Origin of the sequence: Cryptobacterium curtum DSM 15641 (assembly GCF_000023845.1) — a bacterium.
Classification (GTDB): domain Bacteria; phylum Actinomycetota; class Coriobacteriia; order Coriobacteriales; family Eggerthellaceae; genus Cryptobacterium; species Cryptobacterium curtum.
Map to the genome: position 1 here is coordinate 633,753 of NC_013170.1, position 21,921 is coordinate 655,673.

16 protein-coding genes and 2 tRNA genes are annotated in these 21,921 nt (G+C 50.5%); 14 read left to right on the forward strand and 4 right to left on the reverse strand.

Going from position 1 to position 21,921, the window contains the following annotated elements; genetic code table 11:
- Window positions 1-278: 278 nt before the first annotated feature.
- On the reverse strand, window positions 279-674 hold the full coding sequence (locus CCUR_RS02655; RefSeq protein WP_012802944.1) for a YbaN family protein: 396 nt from the start codon (window positions 672-674) through the stop codon (window positions 279-281).
- Between the two features lie 216 nt (window positions 675-890).
- On the opposite strand from CCUR_RS02655, the gene CCUR_RS02660 reads away from it, so the two are divergent.
- Window positions 891-1,349: an RrF2 family transcriptional regulator gene (locus CCUR_RS02660; protein WP_012802945.1), complete on the forward strand. Its 459-nt coding sequence runs from the start codon at window positions 891-893 to the stop codon at window positions 1,347-1,349.
- Here CCUR_RS02660 and CCUR_RS02665 read toward each other — a convergent pair.
- Complete coding sequence (locus CCUR_RS02665) at window positions 1,267-2,208, reverse strand: EFR1 family ferrodoxin (RefSeq protein WP_012802946.1); 942 nt, start codon at window positions 2,206-2,208, stop codon at window positions 1,267-1,269. The two genes, CCUR_RS02660 and CCUR_RS02665, sit on opposite strands and share 83 nt — an antisense overlap.
- Before the next feature lie 69 nt (window positions 2,209-2,277).
- Window positions 2,278-2,760, reverse strand: coding sequence for a D-aminoacyl-tRNA deacylase (gene dtd / locus CCUR_RS02670; protein ID WP_012802947.1), 483 nt, complete (start codon window positions 2,758-2,760; stop codon window positions 2,278-2,280).
- A gap of 236 nt (window positions 2,761-2,996) precedes the next feature.
- Between dtd and recN the strand changes: the two genes are divergently transcribed.
- Window positions 2,997-4,733, forward strand: coding sequence for a DNA repair protein RecN (recN, locus tag CCUR_RS02675; protein ID WP_012802948.1), 1,737 nt, complete (start codon window positions 2,997-2,999; stop codon window positions 4,731-4,733).
- 169 nt (window positions 4,734-4,902) lie between these two features.
- Here recN and CCUR_RS02680 read toward each other — a convergent pair whose 3' ends face one another.
- On the reverse strand, window positions 4,903-6,258 hold the full coding sequence (locus CCUR_RS02680) for a CCA tRNA nucleotidyltransferase (protein WP_012802949.1): 1,356 nt from the start codon (window positions 6,256-6,258) through the stop codon (window positions 4,903-4,905).
- Between the two features lie 388 nt (window positions 6,259-6,646).
- Here CCUR_RS02680 and CCUR_RS02685 point away from each other — a divergent pair, with 388 nt between their 5' ends.
- The 12 genes from CCUR_RS02685 to CCUR_RS02740 all read left to right on the forward strand — a co-directional run bounded on the left by CCUR_RS02685 (window position 6,647) and on the right by CCUR_RS02740 (window position 21,921).
- Window positions 6,647-7,585: an NYN domain-containing protein gene (locus CCUR_RS02685; RefSeq protein WP_012802950.1), complete on the forward strand. Its 939-nt coding sequence runs from the start codon at window positions 6,647-6,649 to the stop codon at window positions 7,583-7,585.
- A 360-nt stretch (window positions 7,586-7,945) separates the two neighbouring features.
- Window positions 7,946-8,019, forward strand: a tRNA-Gln gene (locus tag CCUR_RS02690).
- A gap of 3 nt (window positions 8,020-8,022) precedes the next feature.
- A tRNA-Glu gene (locus CCUR_RS02695) sits at window positions 8,023-8,099 on the forward strand.
- A gap of 471 nt (window positions 8,100-8,570) precedes the next feature.
- Window positions 8,571-11,294: an AfsR/SARP family transcriptional regulator gene (locus tag CCUR_RS02700; RefSeq protein ID WP_012802952.1), complete on the forward strand. Its 2,724-nt coding sequence runs from the start codon at window positions 8,571-8,573 to the stop codon at window positions 11,292-11,294.
- Between the two features lie 183 nt (window positions 11,295-11,477).
- A complete protein-coding gene (gene secA / locus CCUR_RS02705; RefSeq protein ID WP_012802953.1) occupies window positions 11,478-14,315 on the forward strand; it encodes a preprotein translocase subunit SecA in 2,838 nt (945 codons plus the stop codon).
- A gap of 83 nt (window positions 14,316-14,398) precedes the next feature.
- Window positions 14,399-15,493, forward strand: a complete 1,095-nt coding sequence (gene prfB, locus CCUR_RS02710; protein ID WP_012802954.1) for a peptide chain release factor 2 — start codon at window positions 14,399-14,401, stop codon at window positions 15,491-15,493.
- A gap of 139 nt (window positions 15,494-15,632) precedes the next feature.
- Window positions 15,633-16,460 carry a transketolase gene (locus tag CCUR_RS02715; protein ID WP_012802955.1) on the forward strand — a complete coding sequence of 276 codons (828 nt, stop codon included), beginning with the start codon at window positions 15,633-15,635 and terminating at the stop codon, window positions 16,458-16,460.
- Between the two features lie 4 nt (window positions 16,461-16,464).
- A complete protein-coding gene (locus CCUR_RS02720) occupies window positions 16,465-17,442 on the forward strand; it encodes a transketolase family protein (protein WP_012802956.1) in 978 nt (325 codons plus the stop codon).
- Window positions 17,443-17,490: 48 nt separating this feature from the next.
- Window positions 17,491-18,333 carry a cell division ATP-binding protein FtsE gene (gene ftsE, locus CCUR_RS02725; RefSeq protein WP_012802957.1) on the forward strand — a complete coding sequence of 281 codons (843 nt, stop codon included), beginning with the start codon at window positions 17,491-17,493 and terminating at the stop codon, window positions 18,331-18,333.
- The gene (gene ftsX, locus CCUR_RS02730) at window positions 18,326-19,240 is read left to right on the forward strand and encodes a permease-like cell division protein FtsX (RefSeq protein ID WP_012802958.1); all 915 of its coding nucleotides are present in this window, start codon (window positions 18,326-18,328) and stop codon (window positions 19,238-19,240) included. The genes ftsE and ftsX overlap by 8 nt, the downstream gene beginning before the upstream one ends.
- A 42-nt stretch (window positions 19,241-19,282) precedes the next feature.
- Window positions 19,283-20,557, forward strand: a complete 1,275-nt coding sequence (locus CCUR_RS02735) for a S41 family peptidase (protein ID WP_012802959.1) — start codon at window positions 19,283-19,285, stop codon at window positions 20,555-20,557.
- Window positions 20,558-20,685: 128 nt separating this feature from the next.
- Complete coding sequence (locus CCUR_RS02740) at window positions 20,686-21,921, forward strand: M20/M25/M40 family metallo-hydrolase (protein ID WP_012802960.1); 1,236 nt, start codon at window positions 20,686-20,688, stop codon at window positions 21,919-21,921.

Sequence of the window (21,921 nt, forward strand, 5' to 3'; positions counted from 1 at the left end):
CTTTCTTCTCCTAGTAACAAATCCTACTAAGTTACTAGACTTAATATAACAATGCCTACCATAGAATGAGGGGGAGACGTCGTCAAGCAAAAGCATGCGAGGATACGCGAATACCCATGTATCCACCATGTATTACGTTGTTTATTGTTCTGTTGCTATTGTGCGACACGTCATAAAGCGTATTCTTGCGCTGATCGTTTGCTTTACAGGGGCCATTCAATGAGACTGGTCTTCACCTAACAAGTGAGTGATCTTCGTTTTGTTAAACCAGGTCTAGGCTATTCCGCTTCCTGGTTTGCGGGAATTGTCTTAACCCCAAAGGTGAAATAGATGATATGGATTATCCAGACGCATAGCAGTACCAGACAACCAACTACGATGCCTTTTCGTCCCATTAAGACAGCGCCAATACCCATTAGCAATGTGACAACTGACATGATGCGAATTTTAGTTTTTCGGGTCATGCCACGATGGGCTACGTAGTCAGCTAGGTTGTCCTGGTAGAGCTTTGTATGCGTAAACCAGGTGTTCAGGCGCTCTGAGCTTCGCGCAAAACAATAGGCGGCGACAAGTAAAAAGGGAACCGAGGGCAGTAGAGGAATAACAGCACCAACGGCACCGAGCCCAAGTCCGAGACAGCCAAGTATAAGGTAGAGGATCTTCTTAATATTCATGCATAAGCCTTGTCGACTCCCGTTCGCGATAGATCTTAAGGCAAAACGAATCGTTTCAAAAGCATAAACATCCTTGGATGAGGCATCCAACGAAACCGGTGCTTCAAACGTACGATTACCATATCCAACGAAGCATATGCTTTAGCGCACGATTGTCGCATGGGCATGAACCCTATTTCATGTCATACTAACAGGAAAAGAAGGGAAGGCGGACGGATGAAGATCTCGACGAAAGGACGCTATGCCCTGCGCTTGGCTATTGACGTCGCGCAGCATCAGCTTGCTGGTCCAGTGCCGCTGCGTGAGTCGGCTAAACGACAGGGAATTTCAGTTAAATACATGGAGCAACTTGCTGCTCAAATGACCCATGGCGGACTTTTAACAAGCACGCGCGGCGCACATGGAGGTTATCGTTTAGCGCGCTTGGATACGGATATTACAGCGGGTGACATTCTTCGCGTGAGCGAAGGCGGCTATGCGCCTGTAGCGTGTCTCGAGGATGATTTTGGCATCTGTCCCCATCGGGGCGCCTGCGAAACTATTGCCTTCTGGGAGGGTCTTGACCAAGCGATCGAGCGCTATGTCGATAGTGTTACGCTGGCAGATCTGGTTGCCCAGGCACAGCAGGCTGCGTCTCGTGCGCAGGAGGCATTTCCTCTTCGTCATTCCCGTTAATAGGATGAATAATTTCTTCGGGTTCGGGAATAGACATGTCGACACTTTGCGCAATAGCCGCGGTGAACGTGGGGTTTGCATCAAGGATAGGGTTTGTGTAACGCTGCCGCCGCGTCGTGCTTGTTCCGTATTGAATGGCTTCAAGCGGGCAGCGCTGTAAACAGGCAAAGCATCGTGTGCAGCGATCAGCTTCCCACGTGGGAAAGCCGTCTTCATCCTGATAAATCACATTAGTAGGACAAATGTCCCAGCATATACCGCAGCGACTGCAGCGCCCGCGGTTTAGCGAAAAGCGCCGCGTCGATGACGGCTTATGCTCTTTACCGGTGAATGCACTGAGTACAAGACCAAGAGGATTGCGATCTTCTGCATGCACCATACGTTTGCTGTCAATTTGGAAAGCGATACTGCGCGCGGTGCGATGTGCGCCTTCGTTCAAACGCTTTTGTTTGCGCGTCGATCCTGGCCCGGTGAGTATGATGCAGTTATTGACGTTTCGAATAGAGAACGATGCATCAAGCTTAATATGCTGATACTTTGCGAGCATCTTTGCAAAGAAACCAGCGGTATTGCCGACAAATACACCGCACGTGATTACGCAATAGCAATAACCGGGTACGAAGTCGTTTCCATTGGGCGTAATAAAACACAGCCAGCGAAGAAATTCATCAACAAGTGCGGGTGTGGTGAAGGTGTTAACAGGGAATATGAAGCCCAGGTTTTCGCCCTGTTCAACATGGAATCCAAAGGTCCCCTGACGAAAGGCAGACCCCATGTCAGCTAAGGAGTCATGGGTTGCTTCAGCTATGGTTTGAGCCGCTTCGAGTGAATTTCCCGTTGCGGTGAAATAAAAAATCATGCGTGTCTCGCTGTGGCTTCCGATATCGTCTTGCGAGCGTTTAGTATAACGGGTTTGTTACTATTCAGCCTAGAGCTCGTCGGTATCTATCCAGATAGTAAACGGCCCATCGTTTTCTAGAGCGATGCGCATATCAGCACCAAATTCACCAAACGCAGCAGACGGGAGCGTGTCGATAACCTGTTTACAGAAGAAGCGATATAGGGAAAGCGCTTGTTCTTGCGATGCCGAACGGGCAAAACTTGGTCGACGACCATGAGAGACGTCAGCGAAAAGCGTGAACTGTGACACGATAAGTGCCTGGGCGTTCACCTCAGCAAGCGACAGGTTGGTTTTGTGTGTATCATCCTCAAAAATGCGCAGCGAAGATATCTTGCGCCATAAACGGTGGGCATCTTCTTCGCGATCGTTATGCCCAACACCAAGAAGTACGACGATGCCCTTTTCGATAGCCCGATTAGGCTCGCCAGAAATAATTCCTGCTAGTGTCTTGTCGGTATCGTCGTCGATGAATACCTGCGCACAATTGACGCGTTGTACGAGTGCGCGCATAGATCATCCTTTCTTCAGTATTAAGCGTATTATTAAGTGGTTTTCAATATATCAACCAGCTGGATAGAGCAGATACGTGCTGCAAAAAAGACAGGTAGCGGACAGGTTTGTGCCCACCAATCTGTCCCGAATAGAGTATATGATACACTTGTTCGTATTTAGAGGCCTTTTAGTTGGGCAGTTTGTTGCTTGCTCTGTGGCGGGAGTGTATTGAATGGGAAGGAACAAGCGCAGCTATGATCGATGAATTGCATGTGCAAAATATTGCGCTTATCCGTGATGCCATGCTGCTGCCTGCTCGGGGACTGACGGTCATTACGGGTGAAACCGGTGCAGGTAAGACAGCTTTAATCGGCGCTCTCAACCTGATTGTAGGCGGTCGTGCGGATGCGTCGCTTGTACGTGAGGGTTCCCAGGGTCTTTCCGTAGAAGCGCGGTTATGTTCACTTGCAAGCGCTTCTCGTGTTTCTAGTAATGGCAATGCTAATGAGTCTGCTGATACTGATACTCGCAAGCTGACTCATGCTGATACCGACAAATCGGCTGATGTTGATGGCGATACAGTAGTGCAGCGCACCTTGTCGGCCGAAGGGCGCAGCCGCGTTCATATTGACGGACATATTGCCAGTGTTGGACAGTTGGCCGATTCCGTTGGGGAAACTATCGATCTTTGCGGGCAGCACGAGCACCAGAAGCTGCTCTCTTCATCAAACCACCGTGCGTTACTTGATGCGTGGGCGCAGGATGATCTTGCTTCGGTGAAGAAGGAATTTTCTGAAGCGTATCAAGCTGCCACGCAGGCAGCGCGAGTGGTGGAAGAGATACAGCATACCGGTGATCTTTCCGATGATGCTATTGAACGGGCGCGCTTTATCGTGCGGCGCATTGATGAGGTTGATCCGCAACCGGGTGAATACGAAGAGTTAGCAGCTCGATTGCCACTGCTCGAAAATGCCGAGTCGCTTGCGCGCTCTATTGAAGGTGCGCATGCTGCACTTTCAGCCGACGACGCTGCGCTTGATGCACTTGGTCGCTCAGCTTCTCTTATTGACGAGGCAGCGACGGTTGATCCATCGTTGGCGGCGTTTGCGCAGAGTTTGCGAGAGGCGTTGTATGTTGTCGAAGATGTAGCTCGCGATATTCGCTCATACGGCGATGCGATCGATGTCGACCTTGGCAGTCTGGCAGTTTTACAAGACCGTATGGGGGCTATGCAAGATCTTATGCGCAGCTGGGGCCCCACGATGGAAGCGGTGCTTATTGCGCGCGATGATGCACGCCGCACCCTTTCGCTTGCTGATGGTCTTGACGACAGGCTTCGCGAAGCGTTAGCACAGCAAGAACAAGTCGAGGACGTTCTTGCACGTGCTGCAGAACGGCTACACCATGCACGCAGTAAAGCAGCGCCTCAATTTGCCGAAGCAGTCTGTGCTCAAATGGAGCGTCTGAGCCTTGGTGGCGTTCAGCTTGAATGTGCGGTTGAGATGCTTGCGCGGGAAAAGTGGACAGAAGCGGGTAGCGATGCGGTGGAATTTTTATTCCGTCCCGGCACGGACATGACCGCTCGTCCGCTTGCAAAGATTGCGTCTGGTGGTGAAGTAAGCCGCGTCATGCTTGCTATCAAGGTTGTTCTTGGTGCAGTCGACGAATCTGAAACACTCGTATTTGACGAGGTTGATGCTGGCGTAGGTGGTGCGGCAGCTCGCTCGCTTGCCGCGTTGCTGGTCGACCTTGCCAAGACGCATCAGGTTATTGTTGTTACCCATCTACCGCAGATGGCGGTGTATGCCGATGCTCATTATGTTGTGCGTAAGACACAGGGTTCTACGCCCGAAACAACGCTTACGGCACTTTCAGAATCAGACCGTGTTTCTGAAATAGCCCGTATGTTGTCTGGGGACACAGGAAAGGCGGCTCTCGATCACGCACGCGAATTGCTTGCCGAAGCGACCGAATATAAAGCAACGGCTTAAAGCACGTGTTTTAGTTTTTCGTTCGGGGTGCGGGATGCCGAGAGTCTTGCTGCTGTCTTCAGTGCATGTACTATGGGTTTATACGATATGGCTATGTGCGATAAGTAGGGCGCACTCGTGGCATGTGTGTTGATATGGCAGCAGTGGTAGTTGACGGCGTATGCGCTGATCAAATACCTTTAACCATCAATTCCCGCACAAGGTCCAAGAGGGAATCACGCTCGTTACGCCGTGTTTCGTCGATAACTGCATTAAGCGCTGCATCAAGTGCCTTTCCGACGGCAGGCCCTGCTGGCACACCAAGTTTGATGACATCGTTTCCATTAATTGCAAGTGCTGATCGACTAAACGCTGCATTTTGCTCAATGATGGCATCTAAGCACTTTTCAGCAGCGTCAGCCGCCTTTGTCCCTCCGCGCCATTGCGGTGCATGTGCGAGTGAATCGGCGCGCTTTAAAGCACAGAGATCGCGGAAGAGATCTTCTCGTCCGTCAAGACGTTGCAACATGCGCTTAGTGGCGCGCGGTGTTGGTGCAATCGGTATGTCGTGATAGCGAATGAGTAGGCAAGCATCGTGGATGAATCGCGTGGGGAACCGAAGTCGCTTCAATAGATTGCGTGCCATTGCTTCACCAACAGCTGCGTGGTCAGGGAAATGCCCCGCGCCCGCTTCATCAACAACCATGGTGGCAGGCTTGCCGATGTCATGCAGGAAGGCACACCAACGCACTAGTGATTTCTTAGGTGTCTGTTGAGTGGCCCAGGCAAGATGCTCATACACATCGAACGAATGATACTTGCTTTGCTGATCAAATCCGCAAGTGCAGGATAGTTCAGGGATTGCCGCGCAGATAACAGGGGCGCAATTCATAAGCGCATCATGTACAAAGGACCCTTTGAGCAGCGCATCCATTTCAGCGGCAATGCGTTCCGCTGATATACGTGCTAAATTATGCGCTGCTTCATTCATGGCGTGTGCGGTTTCTGTCTCAAGGGTGAAGCCAAGCTGACTGGCAAACCGCGCGCCACGCAAAATGCGTAAGGCGTCTTCATCAAAACGCTGCTGAGCCTTGCCGACGGCACGTATAATTTTTGCAGCTGCATCTGCCTGCCCGCCATAGGGGTCGTGCAAACCTCGAGAGGGGTTCCACGCCATGGCATTGATCGTGAAATCGCGCCGGGCAAGATCTTCATCGATGCTATCAACCGGGAAAACATATTCAGGATGGCGACCGTCTTGATACTGTCCCTCGCCACGGAATGTTGTTACTTCAAAGGGGGTTCCATCGGCGATGATGGTTACCGTTCCGTGTTGAGTTCCCGTTTCAACGGTGGTCATTCCTGCTGCTTGACAGAGCCTGACAGTTTCTTGCCAGGAGGCCGATGAAGCAATATCAATGTCATGTATTGGTCGTCCTATAAGGCCATCGCGCACGCATCCACCGACAAGCCACGCTTCAACACCAGCCTGTTCAAGCGTTTCAATGATGCGTTGAACCGGCGGATTCATAAGTGTGTCGAGCATGTTGTTCAAGATCTATCCTGACGTTTGAGTGAACAGGGTGCCGCGTCTATCGTTGGCGACTTTGCTATACGTCAAAAGACGAATATATAGTGCAGTCGATTTTCTTTTCATTTTGATTGTGCTGTTCGGATAAGAGATTAGCAAGGGTGAATTACGGGTAATCGTTAGATATATCTGAAGTAGTGTTTTGTAGCAACCCGAAAAGGCATCTCGGAGCACCCATCAGTACATAGCTTTTTCTGCCACGGATACCATGCGCTAAAATGAACGCAACATAACAGAGGTTGCATATCACAGATGGGTGCGATGCAATAAAGTATGTATCCAACAGTACGGTAAAGTACGTTAACTAATACAGTATTAAGACCACACGAGAAAGCTGGGGGTTATGCCCGATCAGACTGAGCGCAAGCCGTTCGCACTGCTTATCGATTCCGACAATGTTTCCGCAAAATATATCCAAGGTATTATGAATGAACTGACCAGCCGTCATGGTCAGGTAACGTATCGACGCATCTATGGTGACTGGACCAGCAGTCAAATGGGGAAGTGGAAAGATGTACTTGCCGATTATTCGCTGACTCCTATGCAGCAGTTCCCCAATACGAAAGGTAAAAATGCCACTGACTCATTCCTTATTATTGATGCGATGGACATTCTCTACGAGGGGAAAATAGAGGGGTTCTGCATTGTGTCGAGCGATGGCGATTTCACGCGTCTCGCGAGCCGTCTGCGTGATGCAGGTATGACGGTGGTAGGCATGGGAGAGCAGAAGACTCCCCGTTCGTTTAGAAGTGCTTGTACCGTGTTTACCGGCCTTGAGCTGCTTATTGATACCGACGATGGAGAAACGCCCGCTCCGTCTGGGGAAAACTCTATTAGCAAACGCGATGTAGCGGATGCGATTGTCAACATCATTAACGAGGGTAATGGCCAAGGACAGCATCTAGGATCGGTCGGAAGTAGACTTGTTAATGTCTACCCCGACTTCGACGTGCGTTCTTTTGGGTATAGTCAGCTTTCCAAGTTCCTTGAGAGTTTTGACAATCTTCAGCTTGACCGACGTGACAACGCGGTCTTCGTTAGCCTGAAGGACACCGACCGCTTACGTGATCAAGTCGATGCTTTCGTGGTTGACCTTGCTCGTCGTGCTGGCGCAGAGGGCGTAAACCTTGGGTATCTCGGCGGTCTTATTCATTCGTCATTTCCGGATTTCAGCGTGAAGGACTACGGCTACTCCAAGCTTTCAAAGTTCATTCGCGATGTTGAGGGAGTTCTGCTTGTCGACGATGAATCGGGCACGCGTGTTGTAATCGATTGCGAATAGACTTGCAGTACTTTATTGCTGTAGATTCTAAGGCATCTGTTAAATCGTTCTTATCCAAGCCAAGAGTGATTGCACATGGCCTTAAAATTCTTTGCAAGAAAATTGCCATCTAGTATCTAGATAATCCAAGTTACTTTATCCATGTATAGATATCCTTATTGTTTCGAGAGCTAATAGAATATAAGGAACCTGGTCATTTGCATGCGCTCTGGTGAAGGGTAATGATGATAACGACGTTTGGGTAGGTGAGTGAACGGGAGGAGTTTTACTCGTATCTTGCGGGAAAAACCCTTGACGATGCCGTGCTTAATACGTAACATGTCTTCCCGCGTTGCACGCGGACGCATGCAACGAAGCCAATGGGGTATCGTATAATGGTAGTACAGCGGTTTCTGGTACCGTATGTGTGGGTTCGACTCCTGCTACCCCAGCCATAAGGCCCGTTCGTCTAGCGGTTTAGGACATCGCCCTCTCAAGGCGGAGATCACGAGTTCGAATCTCGTACGGGCTACCAACTTTTTACAGGTCAGAAGCTTATAGCTCTGACCTGTTTCACGTTCTGTCGTTGCTTTTGGTCACATCTGATCGCATCTTGGTCCCTTTCAGGATCTTTGCTTTGAATCTTCCGCAGTACCTTTCTACTGGCGATTATCGCGCAGCAGTGCCTTTTCAAAGCCTTTGCTTTGAACCCTTCGCTGTACACGGCAATCTCTTCTCATGCTTCTGCTTGTTTAAGAAATCGTCCGGAGGCCTACAGATATGATGCCTGCTATACGCATAATGGACACTAATGTAAATAGGTAGATAGATATCTGCCAGGTTGTTGCTTCATGGCGGCAATATTTTTTAAAAGTGATTGCATCCTTTATTTATATGCATCAAATAACAATACAAATTCAAATTAATGTATTGCAGCAAGCCAACCAAGGACTACAATTGAATCCTCTCCCCACATAACCTCCCTTGAAGATGAAGGAGGATCTTTATGTACGATTTTCTAGAGCACTGTGCGTGTAACGGTTCAGCGCCGGAGCAATTCTCAGAGCGAAAAATGCTCTTCAGGAATGCTCTTCTTGCTCGCATGATGGCCGACAGAACTCGCGTGCGCTATTTGGTTGCACCAGAACTGTTTGGTAAGAGCTCTCTTGCCTGTAGCTATGCTCGTTTCGTCTTTGCTTTCAATGATGTTTGGTGGGTCAATGGAAAGAGTGCTTGCCTCTTACGCGATCTGGATGACGGAAGTCTTATGCAGGACTTTCCGCAGGTTATTCCCGCTGGTGGGCTGGTAGTGCTTGATGATGTGCCATCTTTAGGAAAAGATCGCGCTCAGAAATTTTGGGAATTCTGCCAAACGATGGTTACATCAGGTCGTGAGGTAGTGGTTGCTGCAACACCAGGTACTGATCCACTTGCAGCTTTTCGCTCTTCTTGTGTCGTCATTGGGTCGCGCGACCTGCTTTGCACTGATGAAGAATGCAGTGCGCTTGGTGTTCGACCGCTAAGAACGGAGTCATCCTTTCGCCTTATCGATCGAGTAGCAGGCCTCGCGCAACATTCTTCGCCGCAATATGAACGGTTTCTTCATGCGCTTATTGCTGATGGGCAGCAGGATAGGGCGGTGCTTTCTTTTGTTGTTCTGTCGCTTGAGGAAGCGACAACGGATGAGATCGCCTGTGTGCTTAATACCTCATTTGATGTCACGGATATCAATGTAGAATCGCTGCCATTTATCCAGTTCAATGCCACCACTTCAACATTCTCGGCGAAGGGTTTCCCTCTGGCTTCCATTGTTCGTGCTTACGCTCCTTATTTCCAGAGCGATGCTGGCGATTCGGGTTTGGGTCTTGATGATGTTTTGGTAGGAAGAGTGGCTGATATTCTCATGCGTAAAAGACGCTTTGAGCGCGCATGTGGTTTCGTAGCTGCTCTTTGTTCGCCCTCAAAGCGATCAGAATGGCTTCGTCGCTGGCAAGATGTTATGGCAGGTGCAGGGGCTCTTGCGCCGGCAGAAGCGGTGTTTGCGACGCTTACCCGCTATCGTGAGGGATCACATATTGATCTTCAAGTGGGTTCTCTGCTACGCCGCGTTATGGCAGGTGATCAAACAGCCGCTTTGAAACTGCTGCAATCTGCCCGTCGCTCTGACTGCTCTTTATCGTTGCGCCTGCGCTGCGCGTCGACCGCGCTTATGGCACCAGAACATTCCGCAGAAGTGTTACGAGACTTTTCGTTGACGGAAGCAGCACATGCTCTTGCGTCAGTGGGCGGTGAATCAAGCCTTTCCAGCCAAGTGCGCGCCCTGCTCGTTTTCTGGCAGCACATTATGCACTCAGAAAACGAAGAGCTCGATCTGCTTTCGGTGGCTCGTCATCTTGATGCGGATAGCACTTCAGACGATGCGGCGTGGGCCTTTGCCTGTTTGCTGCGGGTACGTGGTACGTGCGACAGTCACACGTGTGCATCGATAGCACAGTACTTACACACCTTACCGCAGGCAGAGGGAGGAATTGGTTTTATCTTTTTGCATCGGTTACTTGCTGAATTGCAACTTGATAAAGCCAGTATTGCAGCAGTGCCGATGAGTGACATGTGTCAAAAACTTCAGGCGAAACTTAATACGCAGCGTGAACTGTTTGCGCGCCTCGTTCCAGAAGGAGATTTCCATACGCCCACATCAAAGGAAAGCCTTCGTCTCGCTGGACTCAAGGAAAATTCTTCTCTATCTGCGCACGAAGAAGATTCACAAGCATTTGCCTCAGAGGGAAGCTCGCGCATGTCTGTTTCAGAGGAATTCACTCGTTGTGCTTCTACCACACTGGATTATTCTGTTTCTACTACATCAAATCACGCGACTTTCGGAGCGACCCATTGCACTCAGAGACCTTCAAGTACTGCCAATGCGATGGCAACTGCTTCTTCGGTAGACAATCCGCCTGATATAACACCTCTTTTACAGGTGCGCTTGTTCGGTTCATTCTCGGTATCTCATGGGGAAGAGCCAGTTGATATGGCGCGACTGAGTCGGCAAAAGACGCGGGCACTGTTGGCGATTCTCCTGCTGTATCCGGGGCAGGATATACCGGGCGATACGATTGCTTTCATGTTGTGGCCGCGCAGTGATGGGGCTAAAGCACGGCGCAATATGTACAGCGTGCTCTCAAAACTGCGTGGTGCCCTAAAGCTTCCCGATGGTACCTGTCCGTATCTCAAGCGAGCTCAAGGTGTGGTGGCGCTGGTTCCTTCGCTGGTCAGAAGCGATTGTGACCAAGTGGGTGCACTCTGTCGTAGTCTGCGATTTGACCATCTTGAACCAGCGGCCATTGTGGATGCATTTAATGCCTTGCGCTTGCAGTATGCAGGTGAATTCCTGCCCGGCAATATTGAAGACGAACCCATTGCCCGTGCCCGTCGCTTGTGGCAGGGGCGTACGGTAGATGCGGCACTGCATGCAGCCCAGCGGCTTGAGGAAGCGGACTGCCTGCAGGAAGCTCTCAGCGTTGCTGAGCAAGCACTTGAATGGGATACCCATCGTGAAGATTGTCACGGACGACTCATGCGCCTGCAAGCTCGTTGCGGTCAGCGTCCGGCGGCGGTGGAAACATGGTTACGCTATCTGGACATGATGCGTGCATTTGGGCTGGATGCCTCGAAGACAATGAATGCGCTGTACGAAGAAATAATAGGGAATTCTCTTGGGGTCATAGCGTAGTAAGCTTGAGTATCTTTGCTGTCTTGTTCTTTGCAGGTGAAAGCTGGTATGTATTTCCCTTGCACTGATATGCGGTGTGCTAGAGTAGAAAAGCTATCCAGTATTGTGTACGCGTTTGCCGCAGAGCATGCTTGCGGAGCATGGTTTTGACAGCGTGTCTTGAAGAGAAAGGCCTGTGACCGCATGGGTTTTCTTTCGAAGATTCTTACTGTTGGTGAGGGTCGTCAGCTTAAAAAGTATCACGGCATTGTTGAGGTTATTAATGGCCTTGAACCCGCTATGGAAAAGCGCAGCGACGATGAGCTCCGTGCGTTAACGGGGCAGCTACGTGGACGCGTTCAGGCAGGTGAAGACCTGGATGCTATCCTGCCTGAGGCGTTTGCTTGTGTGCGCGAAGCGTCAAAGCGTACGCTGGGGCTGCGTCATTTTGATGTGCAGCTTATCGGTGGTATGGCGCTTAATGCCGGACAGATTGCCGAAATGAAAACCGGTGAAGGTAAGACGCTTGTCTCGACACTTGCCGGTTATCTCAATGCGCTCGGCGGTAACAACGTTCATATCGTGACGGTCAACGACTACCTAGCACGACGCGACAGTGAATGGATGGGGCGTGTGTACCGTTTCCTCGGTATGAAGGTAGGCCTTATTCAAAATGGTATGCAGCCGTCGCAGAAGATTCCTGCCTATCAGGCTGATATCACATATGGTACGAACAGCGAGTTTGGTTTTGATTATCTGCGTGACAACATGGTTACGCGTGCCGATCGTCGCGTACAGCGCGGTCATCACTTTGCTGTGGTCGACGAGGTTGACTCAATCCTCATTGATGAAGCGCGTACCCCGTTGATTATATCGGGGGCAGGCACCCAAGCTGCTGATACCTACCGTCGTTTTGCCCGCGTAATGCCAGGTCTCAAGCGCGACATCGACTTCGAAATGGACGAAGCAAAGCGCACGATTACCGCAACTGAAACAGGTCTTGTCAAGATTGAAAACCGCTTGGGTATTGAAGATCTCTACAACGATCCCTCAGGGCAGATGCCTAACCATCTTCAGCAGGCATTAAAAGCTCAATTCCTTTTCCATCGCGATAAAGATTACGTGGTGGCAGATGGTGAAGTAAAAATCGTTGATGAATTTACGGGTCGTATTATGGAAGGCCGTCGCTGGTCAGAGGGTCTTCATCAGGCCATCGAGGCTAAAGAAGGCGTCGCCATTAAAGAAGAGAATCAGACGCTTGCGACCATTACCCTGCAAAATTACTTCCGTCTGTATGAAAAGCTGTCAGGCATGACCGGTACAGCCATGACTGAAGATGCTGAATTCCGTGAGATCTACAAGCTCCCGGTTATGGCTATTCCACCGAATCGCCCGGTTGCGCGTAAAGACGAAAACGATCTTATTTACCGTACAATTGATGCAAAGTTTAATGCGGTTGCCGACGACATTGAACGCCGCAATGAAGCGGGTCAACCCTGCCTCATCGGTACGGTTTCCATTGAGAATTCCGAGAAGCTTTCACGTTTACTTGATAAGCGCGGTATTGCCCACGAAACGCTCAACGCTAAAAACCACGAGCGCGAAGCGCATATCATCGCACAGGCTGGGCGTGTCGGTGCGGTAACTATCGCAACAAACATGGCCGGTCGTGGTACCGACATCCTACTGGGTGGTAATGCCGAAGTGATGGCAGACGATCTACTGCGTGCACGCGGCTTTGACCCCGATATCGATCCTGATTTCAAACCCGATGTTGAAGCAGAAGAAGAAACGGAACCCGTAGCTCCTTCTGAAGCGGATCGCGCCCAAGCGTTAGCTGAGGCCCGTGCTATTACCACCGATGAACATGAGCGCGTTTTAGCTGCTGGTGGACTGTGCGTTATTGGCACCGAGCGTCATGAAAGCCGTCGTATCGACAATCAGTTGCGTGGTCGTGCCGGCCGTCAGGGCGATCCGGGATCAACACAATTCTATTTGTCGTTGGAAGATGATCTCATGCGCCTGTTCGGGGGCGATCGCATGGATCGGGTGGCGTCCATGATGGAGCGCACTGATATGCCTGAAGATATGCCTATTCAGGCAGGTATGGTTTCGAAAGCCATCGAAAGTGCGCAGCGCCAGGTTGAAACAATCAACTTTGGTGCCCGTAAAAATGTTCTTGAATACGACGATGTTATGAATCTGCAGCGCAAAGCCATCTATGAAGAGCGCAATGCCATTCTTGATGGTAAAGACTTAACTGAGCGTATCCCTGAAATCGCTGAAGAGGCTGCTCGTACGGTCGTGGAAGAAAACTGTCCCGACCGTTCGCCATCGGACGACTGGGATATGCGCGCGGTCGATCTGTGGGTTTCTCAGATGGACGGGCGTAATTCGTTCTCAGCTGAAAATATCGATCACGAAGATGATCCTGAAGCGCTTATTGAAGCAGTTACCGAAGAACTGGTGAGTGCATTCGACGAAAAGCGTGAGATTTTGGGCGACGAGATCATGAAGAGTCTTGAGTCACAGATCATGCTGCGCATCATTGATACGCGCTGGATGGATCATCTTTCCAATATGGATTATCTCAAAACAGGTATTGGGCTGCGTGCATTTGGTCAGCGCGATCCACTGGTAGAATACAAAAACGAAGCGCACCGTGCGTTTGGTGAGATGACCTCAGGCATGTATGAAACGTTTTTGCGCACCGTTTTGCGTTTGCAGATTGCTACACGAGAAGAAGTGCCCCAGAACCAGGAAGCGGATCCCACCGAGCGCTCGATGAGCTATTCGTCTCCCGAAGGAACACTCAATGACAGCTCTCTGTCAACTGCGCAACGCGTGGCGGCGGCAAGTCGTGCTGCCCATGGTGCTCCTGCGGCTGTGCCGAATGTACCACGTGAAGTGGTAAAACCGCAAACATACGTGAAGGATAAGACCGACCCCTACGCCAATGTGGGGCGTAACGACCCCTGTCCCTGCGGAAGTGGTAAGAAATTTAAGAAATGCCATGGCGCTAACCTCACTGCCCGCAATTGACAAAACGTCTAACCCCTTTCAGGCACTTAGCTTAAGGGGTATAGATGTGTTACTTGTCGATCGGGTGAAAGGTATAGGGTCCCATGGCGGATTCTGTTGAGGTAAACAAGGCGGCTGAACGCCTTACCGAAGCGCACAGTTTTCTTCATATCGATGCGCGAAAACAGCGCTTGGCTGAGCTTGATCAGCAGACGGCTCAACCTGGGTTTTGGGATGATATCGACCGTGCGCAGGCGGTGTCAAAGGAAGCAAGCGATATTCGTACGCTGCTTGATACGTATGAACATGCTCATACGTTGCTTGATGACTGGCGGTGTGCACTCGATCTTGCACAGGATGATCCTGATTTTGCTACTGAGGCACAAAAAGCTGCCGATGAGCTATCGCGTCTTCTTGATGATTTCGAGATTGAATCATGGTTTGGCAATCGCTTTGACGAAGGGGATTGCATCGTTACGATCAATCCAGGGTCAGGCGGTCTTGAAGCTCAAGACTGGTGCGACATGCTGTTTCATATGTATACCAAATATGCCGAAAATCGTGGCTGGAAGGTACGTGTTCTCGATGCGCCCTTAGGGGAGGTTATCGGTATAGAACATGCGTCATTTCAGATCGAAGGTCGTTTTGCCTATGGCATGCTACGCAGTGAAATCGGCGTTCACCGGCTGGTGCGTATTTCGCCTACCGACGATAAAAAGCGTCGTCACACCACCTTTGCGAGTGTCGAAGTGATGCCCGTGTTGCCTGATGATATCGAGGTCAATCTCAATCCAGCTGATGTGCGCGTTGACGTGTACCGGGCGAGTGGACCAGGTGGTCAATGTGTCAATACCACCGATTCGGCCGTACGTCTCACTCATATTCCTACTGGCACCGTTGTGACCTGCCAGAATCAAAAGTCGCAGCTTCAGAACAAAGAAGCGGCGTTTCGTATCTTGCGCGCTCGCTTGTTTGAACTTGAAGAACGCAAACGTCAGGAAGAAATTGAAGCTCTGCGCGGCGAGAAGCGCGAGAATAGTTTTGGCAGTCAAATTCGCAATTATGTGCTGTATCCCTATCAAATGGTGAAGGACTTACGCAGCGGCATCGAAACGGGCAATGTCGATGCTGTTTTAGGCGGAGATCTTGATCAGTTTGTTATTGGATATCATCGATGGAATGCATCACGAGGGGCTTAACAAGAATTTTCAGTCGGTTTATTGGTATGCCGTGAGGGCGGGCAAATCGGTATAGATCACCATCATCCGACATGGCACAATACGTACCGCAGGCTTCAGTTACGAGGTCTTCATCTGAAACTTTCCGGGAAGGAACACCATGGATCCACAAGGACTGTGTGCTATCGCAGACGATATGCGGGTAGACATTGTCAAGATGATTGCAGAGGCAGGAAGTGGGCATCCAGGTGGATCTCTTTCCTGTATCGACATCTTGGCAGCACTGTATTTCGGGGGGGTGCTTACTCATGACCCTGAGCACCCTGATGATCCTTCTCGCGATCGGTTTATCTTAGCGAAGGGTCATGCTGCCCCTGCTTTGTATACTGCACTGGCGCATGCAGGTTATTTTCCTCGCGAAGAACTTATGACACTGCGCAAACTCGGCACGCGCTTGCAGGGTCACCCTGATTGCAGCTTGTTACCGGGCGTTGAAGTGTCAACAGGTTCGCTGGGTCAAGGGCTTTCTATCGCAGCTGGTATGGCGTGTGGCCTGCGTCTTAATGGCAGCAATGTACACGTATTTTGCCTGTTAGGCGATGGTGAATGCGAAGAAGGTCAGGTTTGGGAAGCAGCGATGTTTGCCGCTCATGAACACCTGGGATCACTTGTTGCCATTGTTGATGCGAATGGTCTACAGATCGATGGGGCAGTAAACGACGTCGTACAGACCGGCACTCTTTCTGATAAGTTTCATGCTTTTGGTTGGGATGTTTCCGAAGTGGATGGCAACGATGTCAAGGCGGTTAGGGATCTTTTGATGTCTTTGAAGTCATCGCCATCTAATCACCCTCAGGCAGTAATTGCCCACACTATCAAGGGGAAGGGCGTGTCATTTATGGAAGGCCAGGCTGGCTGGCATGGTAAGGCACCCAATGCGGAAGAACTTACCCGTGCCCTTTCAGATCTCGCCCGTACAAAGGAGTAGTCCCATGGTACAGTTTGCAACATCCGAACAGGCTGCTCTCAAGAAAGCTACCCGCGCTGCTTTCGGTCCAACACTAGTTGAATTGGCAAGCGCTGGCGTGCCTGTTGTGGCGGTTGATGCCGATCTTTCAGGATCGACTACCCTAAAAAAGTTTGCTGAGTCTGCCGAGGGTGCGGGACGCTTTTTCAATGTGGGCATCGCTGAACAGAATATGATTGATGTCGCCGCCGGACTATCGTTGACTGGCAATGTCGCTTTTACTGGCAGTTTTGCTGTGTTTGGTACGGGGCGTGCCTACGATCAAATTCGTAACACGGTTTGCTATTCGCGCCTCAACGTCAAAGTTTGCCCCACGCATGCCGGTATTTCGGTTGGCCCAGATGGTGGCAGTCACCAGATGCTTGAAGATATCGCCCTTATGCGTGCCTTGCCGAATATGACGGTTTTGGTGCCTGCTGACTATGCATCTGCCCGTGCTGCTCTCAAACTGGCAGCTACCACGCCAGGCCCTGTGTATGTACGCATGGGCCGCGCAGCGGTTCCCGCTGTATATGCCGACGAGGTTGAACTTGAATGTGGGCGCGCCTACGTCTTGCGAGAAGGCACAGATGTCACCATTATTGCGTGCGGTGTTGAAATTCGTGAAGCACTTGCGGCTGCTGACATTCTTGAAAGGGGGGGTATTACCGCTGAGGTCATCGATGCCTTTAGCGTAAAACCCCTCGATGAACAGACTATTATTGCCAGCGCACGTAAAACAGGATGCGTTGTCGTTGCCGAAGAGCATTCGGTACATGGTGGTCTGAGTTCTGCAGTAGCTGAATTGCTTGCTGAGGAATATCCCGTTCCATGCCGTTTTGTTGCCATGCGCGACCGATTTGGCAAATCGGGTTCTTTTGAAGAGTTGATGAGCTATTTCGGCTTAGATGCGGCTGCCATTGTTGAAGCTGTGGAAAGCGTCGTTGCTCGTAAAACCCTCTGATAAAATCAGTCAAGCTTTACATAAGCAACGATATGAACGGAGTATTCTGTGACGAACGCTGACATCCAAGGGGCTGCTGCTCATGCAGCTCACTCTGCGGGCGAGCGACAGAATCAAGCGAAGCAGGTGACAGCTCAGCTGTCTTCAACGCTTCCCGATCTCGACCTTGATGCAACACCGCAACCAAGCGGCACGCCGGTTATCACATTTGACCACGTGACGAAGGTGTACCCCGCGCAACCAAACAAGCCCGCTCTCTATGACATTTCGCTGCAGGTTTTTGCTGGTGAATTTGTCTTTCTCGTCGGCCATTCTGGCTCGGGTAAGACCACACTTACCCGCATGATCATTCGCGAAGTCAGGCCCACTGAAGGACATATCTACATCGCCGACGAGGATCTTGCAACCATGCGTAACTGGCGTGTGCCCTACCTGCGTCGCAATATTGGCACAGTATTTCAGGACTTTAAGCTGCTTCCCAATAAGACGGTATTTGAAAATGTCGCCTTTGCATTGGAAGTTATCGGTAAGTCTCGCCATGTTATTCGCACGCAGGTACCTGAAGTACTGCGCTTGGTGGGTCTGCAGGACAAACTCGACAAACGTCCCGATCAACTTTCTGGTGGCGAGCAGCAGCGGGTGAGTATTGCTCGCGCTATTGTGAACCGTCCACCGCTTTTGGTGTGTGACGAACCAACGGGTAACCTTGATCCTCAGACATCGCGCGGCATTATGGATTTGCTTGAACGCATTAACCGTACGGGCACGACCGTGCTCGTTGCCACGCATGACCGTGAAATGGTTGATAACATGCGTCGTCGTGTTATTGCATTGGAAAAAGGCCGTCTCACCCGCGACCAGGATAGGGGGGTGTACGGCTTCGATGTCTAGTTTCGCCTACTTCTTTAGCGAATCTCTTAAGGGTTTCGCGCGTAACCTTTCAACAGCGTTGGGTTCGATCGTTACGATCTTTCTTTCGCTACTGATTATTGGAATTTTCCTTATTGGCGGATTTATCGTCGATAACATTGTTAAATCCGTCGAAGATAAGGTGTCGGTGACAGCCTATATTTCTGACGATGCTTCTCAAGAAGATATCGATGCAGTTGAAAGCTATATTCGTGGCCTTGATGGGGTTGCAAAAGTTGGCTTTACCACAAAGGATCAAGCACTTGAGAACTTCAAGAATTCGATGACCGGTAACCCCGAAATTGTCGAACAGCTTGATGGTCAAAATCCGCTTCCTGCTTCGATCGATGTTGAACTTTCTGAAGCACAACAGGTTGAAACGGTGGCAAGCCAGATCGAATCGAATGCCACGTTTAAGAAGATTGCCGACAATGCCGACGATCCGTCTGATTCGCTGAAATATGGTCAGAAGACGGTCGAAAAGCTTTTCACGGTAACCAATTACATACGCTATGTGGGTATGGCCCTAGTCGCGCTGCTGATCTTTATCGCCTTCGTATTTATCAACAATACGATTCGTCTATCGATTCTTGCGCGCCGCAAAGAGATTGCCATCATGCGTCTGGTAGGTGCTTCGAATAACTTCATTCGTGGGCCATTTTTGATGGAGGGTGCGCTCCACGCGATTATCGGTGCTGGCTTTGCCATGCTCGTGATGGAAGTACTGCATCGCGTAGCAATGCCGCAGATGCAGAGCGCACTACCGTGGCTGCCGGTGAGCGTTCCGGAATCTTCCTTCCTTATGATTTATTTGACTCTTCTGGTAAGCGGTCTGCTCATTGGTCTGCTTGGCTCCACGTTGGCTATGCGTCGTTACTTGAAGGTGTAATACTGAAGGCGTAGCGCAGCTTACAAAGGGGGCTTAAAGCCGATGTTGCGCAAAACGCGCGATAGCGCATCATATAGTGAAAAACACAATCTCAGGCTGATCAAATTCATGGTCAGCCTGCTGTGCATTGTTCTTGCCTTTGTGGGTGGGTTTATCCTGCGCGGTAACGACGCGGTGCTTGATCGTTTGGGTATGCGTAATACGTCTGGTTCAGGTGACCTCAACCCCGGTATGACGGTATCTGGTAATACGTATGATTCCCTTTCAGCACGAGTTGCCGAAATACAGGGCATCTTAAATAAGGAAAGCGTCGATTCTTACGATCTCGATGCGACAACCAGCAATGTTTTAAACGCATTAACGTCCTCAACGAATGATTCGTTCGTGCATTATTACGATGCCACTCATTACGCAACGTATCTTAAGGACGTTTCGGCAAATTATGCAGGGGTTGGCATCCTCTTTTCAGAACGCAAAGGCAAGGCATTTGCCGTTGACGTATTTAACGGGTCAGAAGCAGAGTCAGTCGGTGTGCAAGAAGGCGACTACGTCGTATCGATTGACGGCGATAGAGGAACCGATGGTGTGTGGACCGCAGCCGAAGCAACGAAAGCGGTAACGCGCGAAGCGGGCTCTTCGGTTGTTATTACTTTTCGCCGCCCATCTAGTCCTGATGCTGATGGCGGATCTGAATATACGGTTACCTTGTCGTGCACTCGCTATGACGAACCGAATGTCACCACCGAATTGATTGATTCAGTGGGGTACATCAAGCTTACTCAGATTACGCAAAATTCTGATTCTTTGGTACTTGATGCTATCACCGACCTGGCGGACTCAGGTGCGCAGTCGTATGTGTTTGATATTCGCGATAATCCCGGCGGCTATCTCACGCAAGCGGTTGATTTGGCATCGCTTTTTGTGAAAAGCGGTATTGCTGTTCAGATTAATACCAAGAGTGCTCAAACGAACCGAACAGTTACTGGCAATACAGCTACTGATGCGCCACTAGTCCTGCTGGTGAACAGAAATACTGCTGGTACGGCTGAGGTGCTTGCTGGTGCTCTGCAGGACAATAAACGTGCAACGCTTATTGGCGTGCAGAGCATGGGCAAGGGGTCGGTCCAGTCTGTTAAAGAACTGTCGTTTGGTGGTGCACTGCGCTATACCTCAGCTTATTATTTGACTCCCTTAGGCTACACGATCGACAAAGTTGGGATTGCACCTGATGTGCAGGTACAGCCTGGAGATGATGATTCGGTTGACACCCAGAAAAATCTTGCAGTCGAGACTGCTCAGTCGCTTGTGCGCGAATAGAGGCATGCGCTTCACTACGTGCGGCTTTTCGCTGCTATAATGGCGCGATGATTACGAGATTGCGAAAGCCATCAGGGCAGGTGTAATCAATAGATAACAAAGAACCACAGGAAGAAAAGGAAGATGCAATGAACGAAGAGCAGCTTTCATTCCTCGAAACTATGGTAGCAACACCTTCGGTAACGGGATGCGAGCACCTGGTTGCAAGTCTTGTTCGAGAGCGCTTAGCCGATGTCGCTGATGAAATCGATACCGATGTCATGGGCTCGGTGCATGCACGCGTGCGGGGGACAGGTGTTCCCAACGACGCAGCATTATCTGCACAGACAGATGGCGGAGCTTCTGGTGAAGAAGCGGCAGGCGTGACGAATGAGGCCGAGACAGCAGGCGTGACGAATGAGACCGCTGCGGCAACAGCATCAGATGAAGTCACCGCGGCAACAGCATCAGATGAAGCAGCACCCCGTGTTCCTTCGGTTTTAATTGCTGCTCACATGGATGAGATTGGCCTTATGGTCAATTACATTTCTGACGAGGGTTTTCTCAGTGTAAAACCGGTTGGTGGTGTTGACGCTGGTCTGCTTCCTGGATTGCGGGTGGATGTGCACACTGACGAAGGAGCCCTGCGCGGAGTTGTTGGCCGCCAACCAATTCATTTGGTACCTGCCGATGAACGCAAGCAGGTGGCTCCTTTCGAAAAGCTTGTTATTGATCTTGGTATGCCGGCTGATATGGTTAAACAGCGCGTACAGATAGGCGATACCGTAACGTACGGAGTTGGCTTTGAGCGCTTCGGCGATGGTATGGCCGTGTCGCGTGCCTTTGACGATAAAGCAGGCGTTTTTATTGGGATTGGCGTAGCGTGCGAACTGGCACGCGGTCCACGTGCAGCGGCTGATTTCATTCTTGCTGCTACCGTACAGGAAGAAATCGGTTTGCGCGGTGGACTCACGAGCGCTTACAGCGTGGATGCCGATGTGTGCCTGGCTTTCGATGTAACGCATGCCACTGATTATCCCGGTATTGATAAGGCAAAACACGGCAACATTGTCTGTGGCGGTGGACCGGTTATTGCGCGGGGTCCGAATATCAATCCTGTTGTCTTTAATCGTCTTGTCGCAGCAGCGCAGGCTGAAGGAATTGATTATCAGATAGAAGCTGAACCGGGTGTAACCGGCACCGATGCAGGGGAAATGCAGATTCAACGTGGAGGTAAAGCATGCGGATTGGTGTCGTTGCCACTGCGCTATATGCATACCCCGACGGAAGTCATCAATCTGTCCGATGTGGATGGCTGTATTAAGCTTCTTGCGCGGTTCATTCGCGATTTAGATGCTGACGTTTCGTTTGTGCCGGGGATGTAA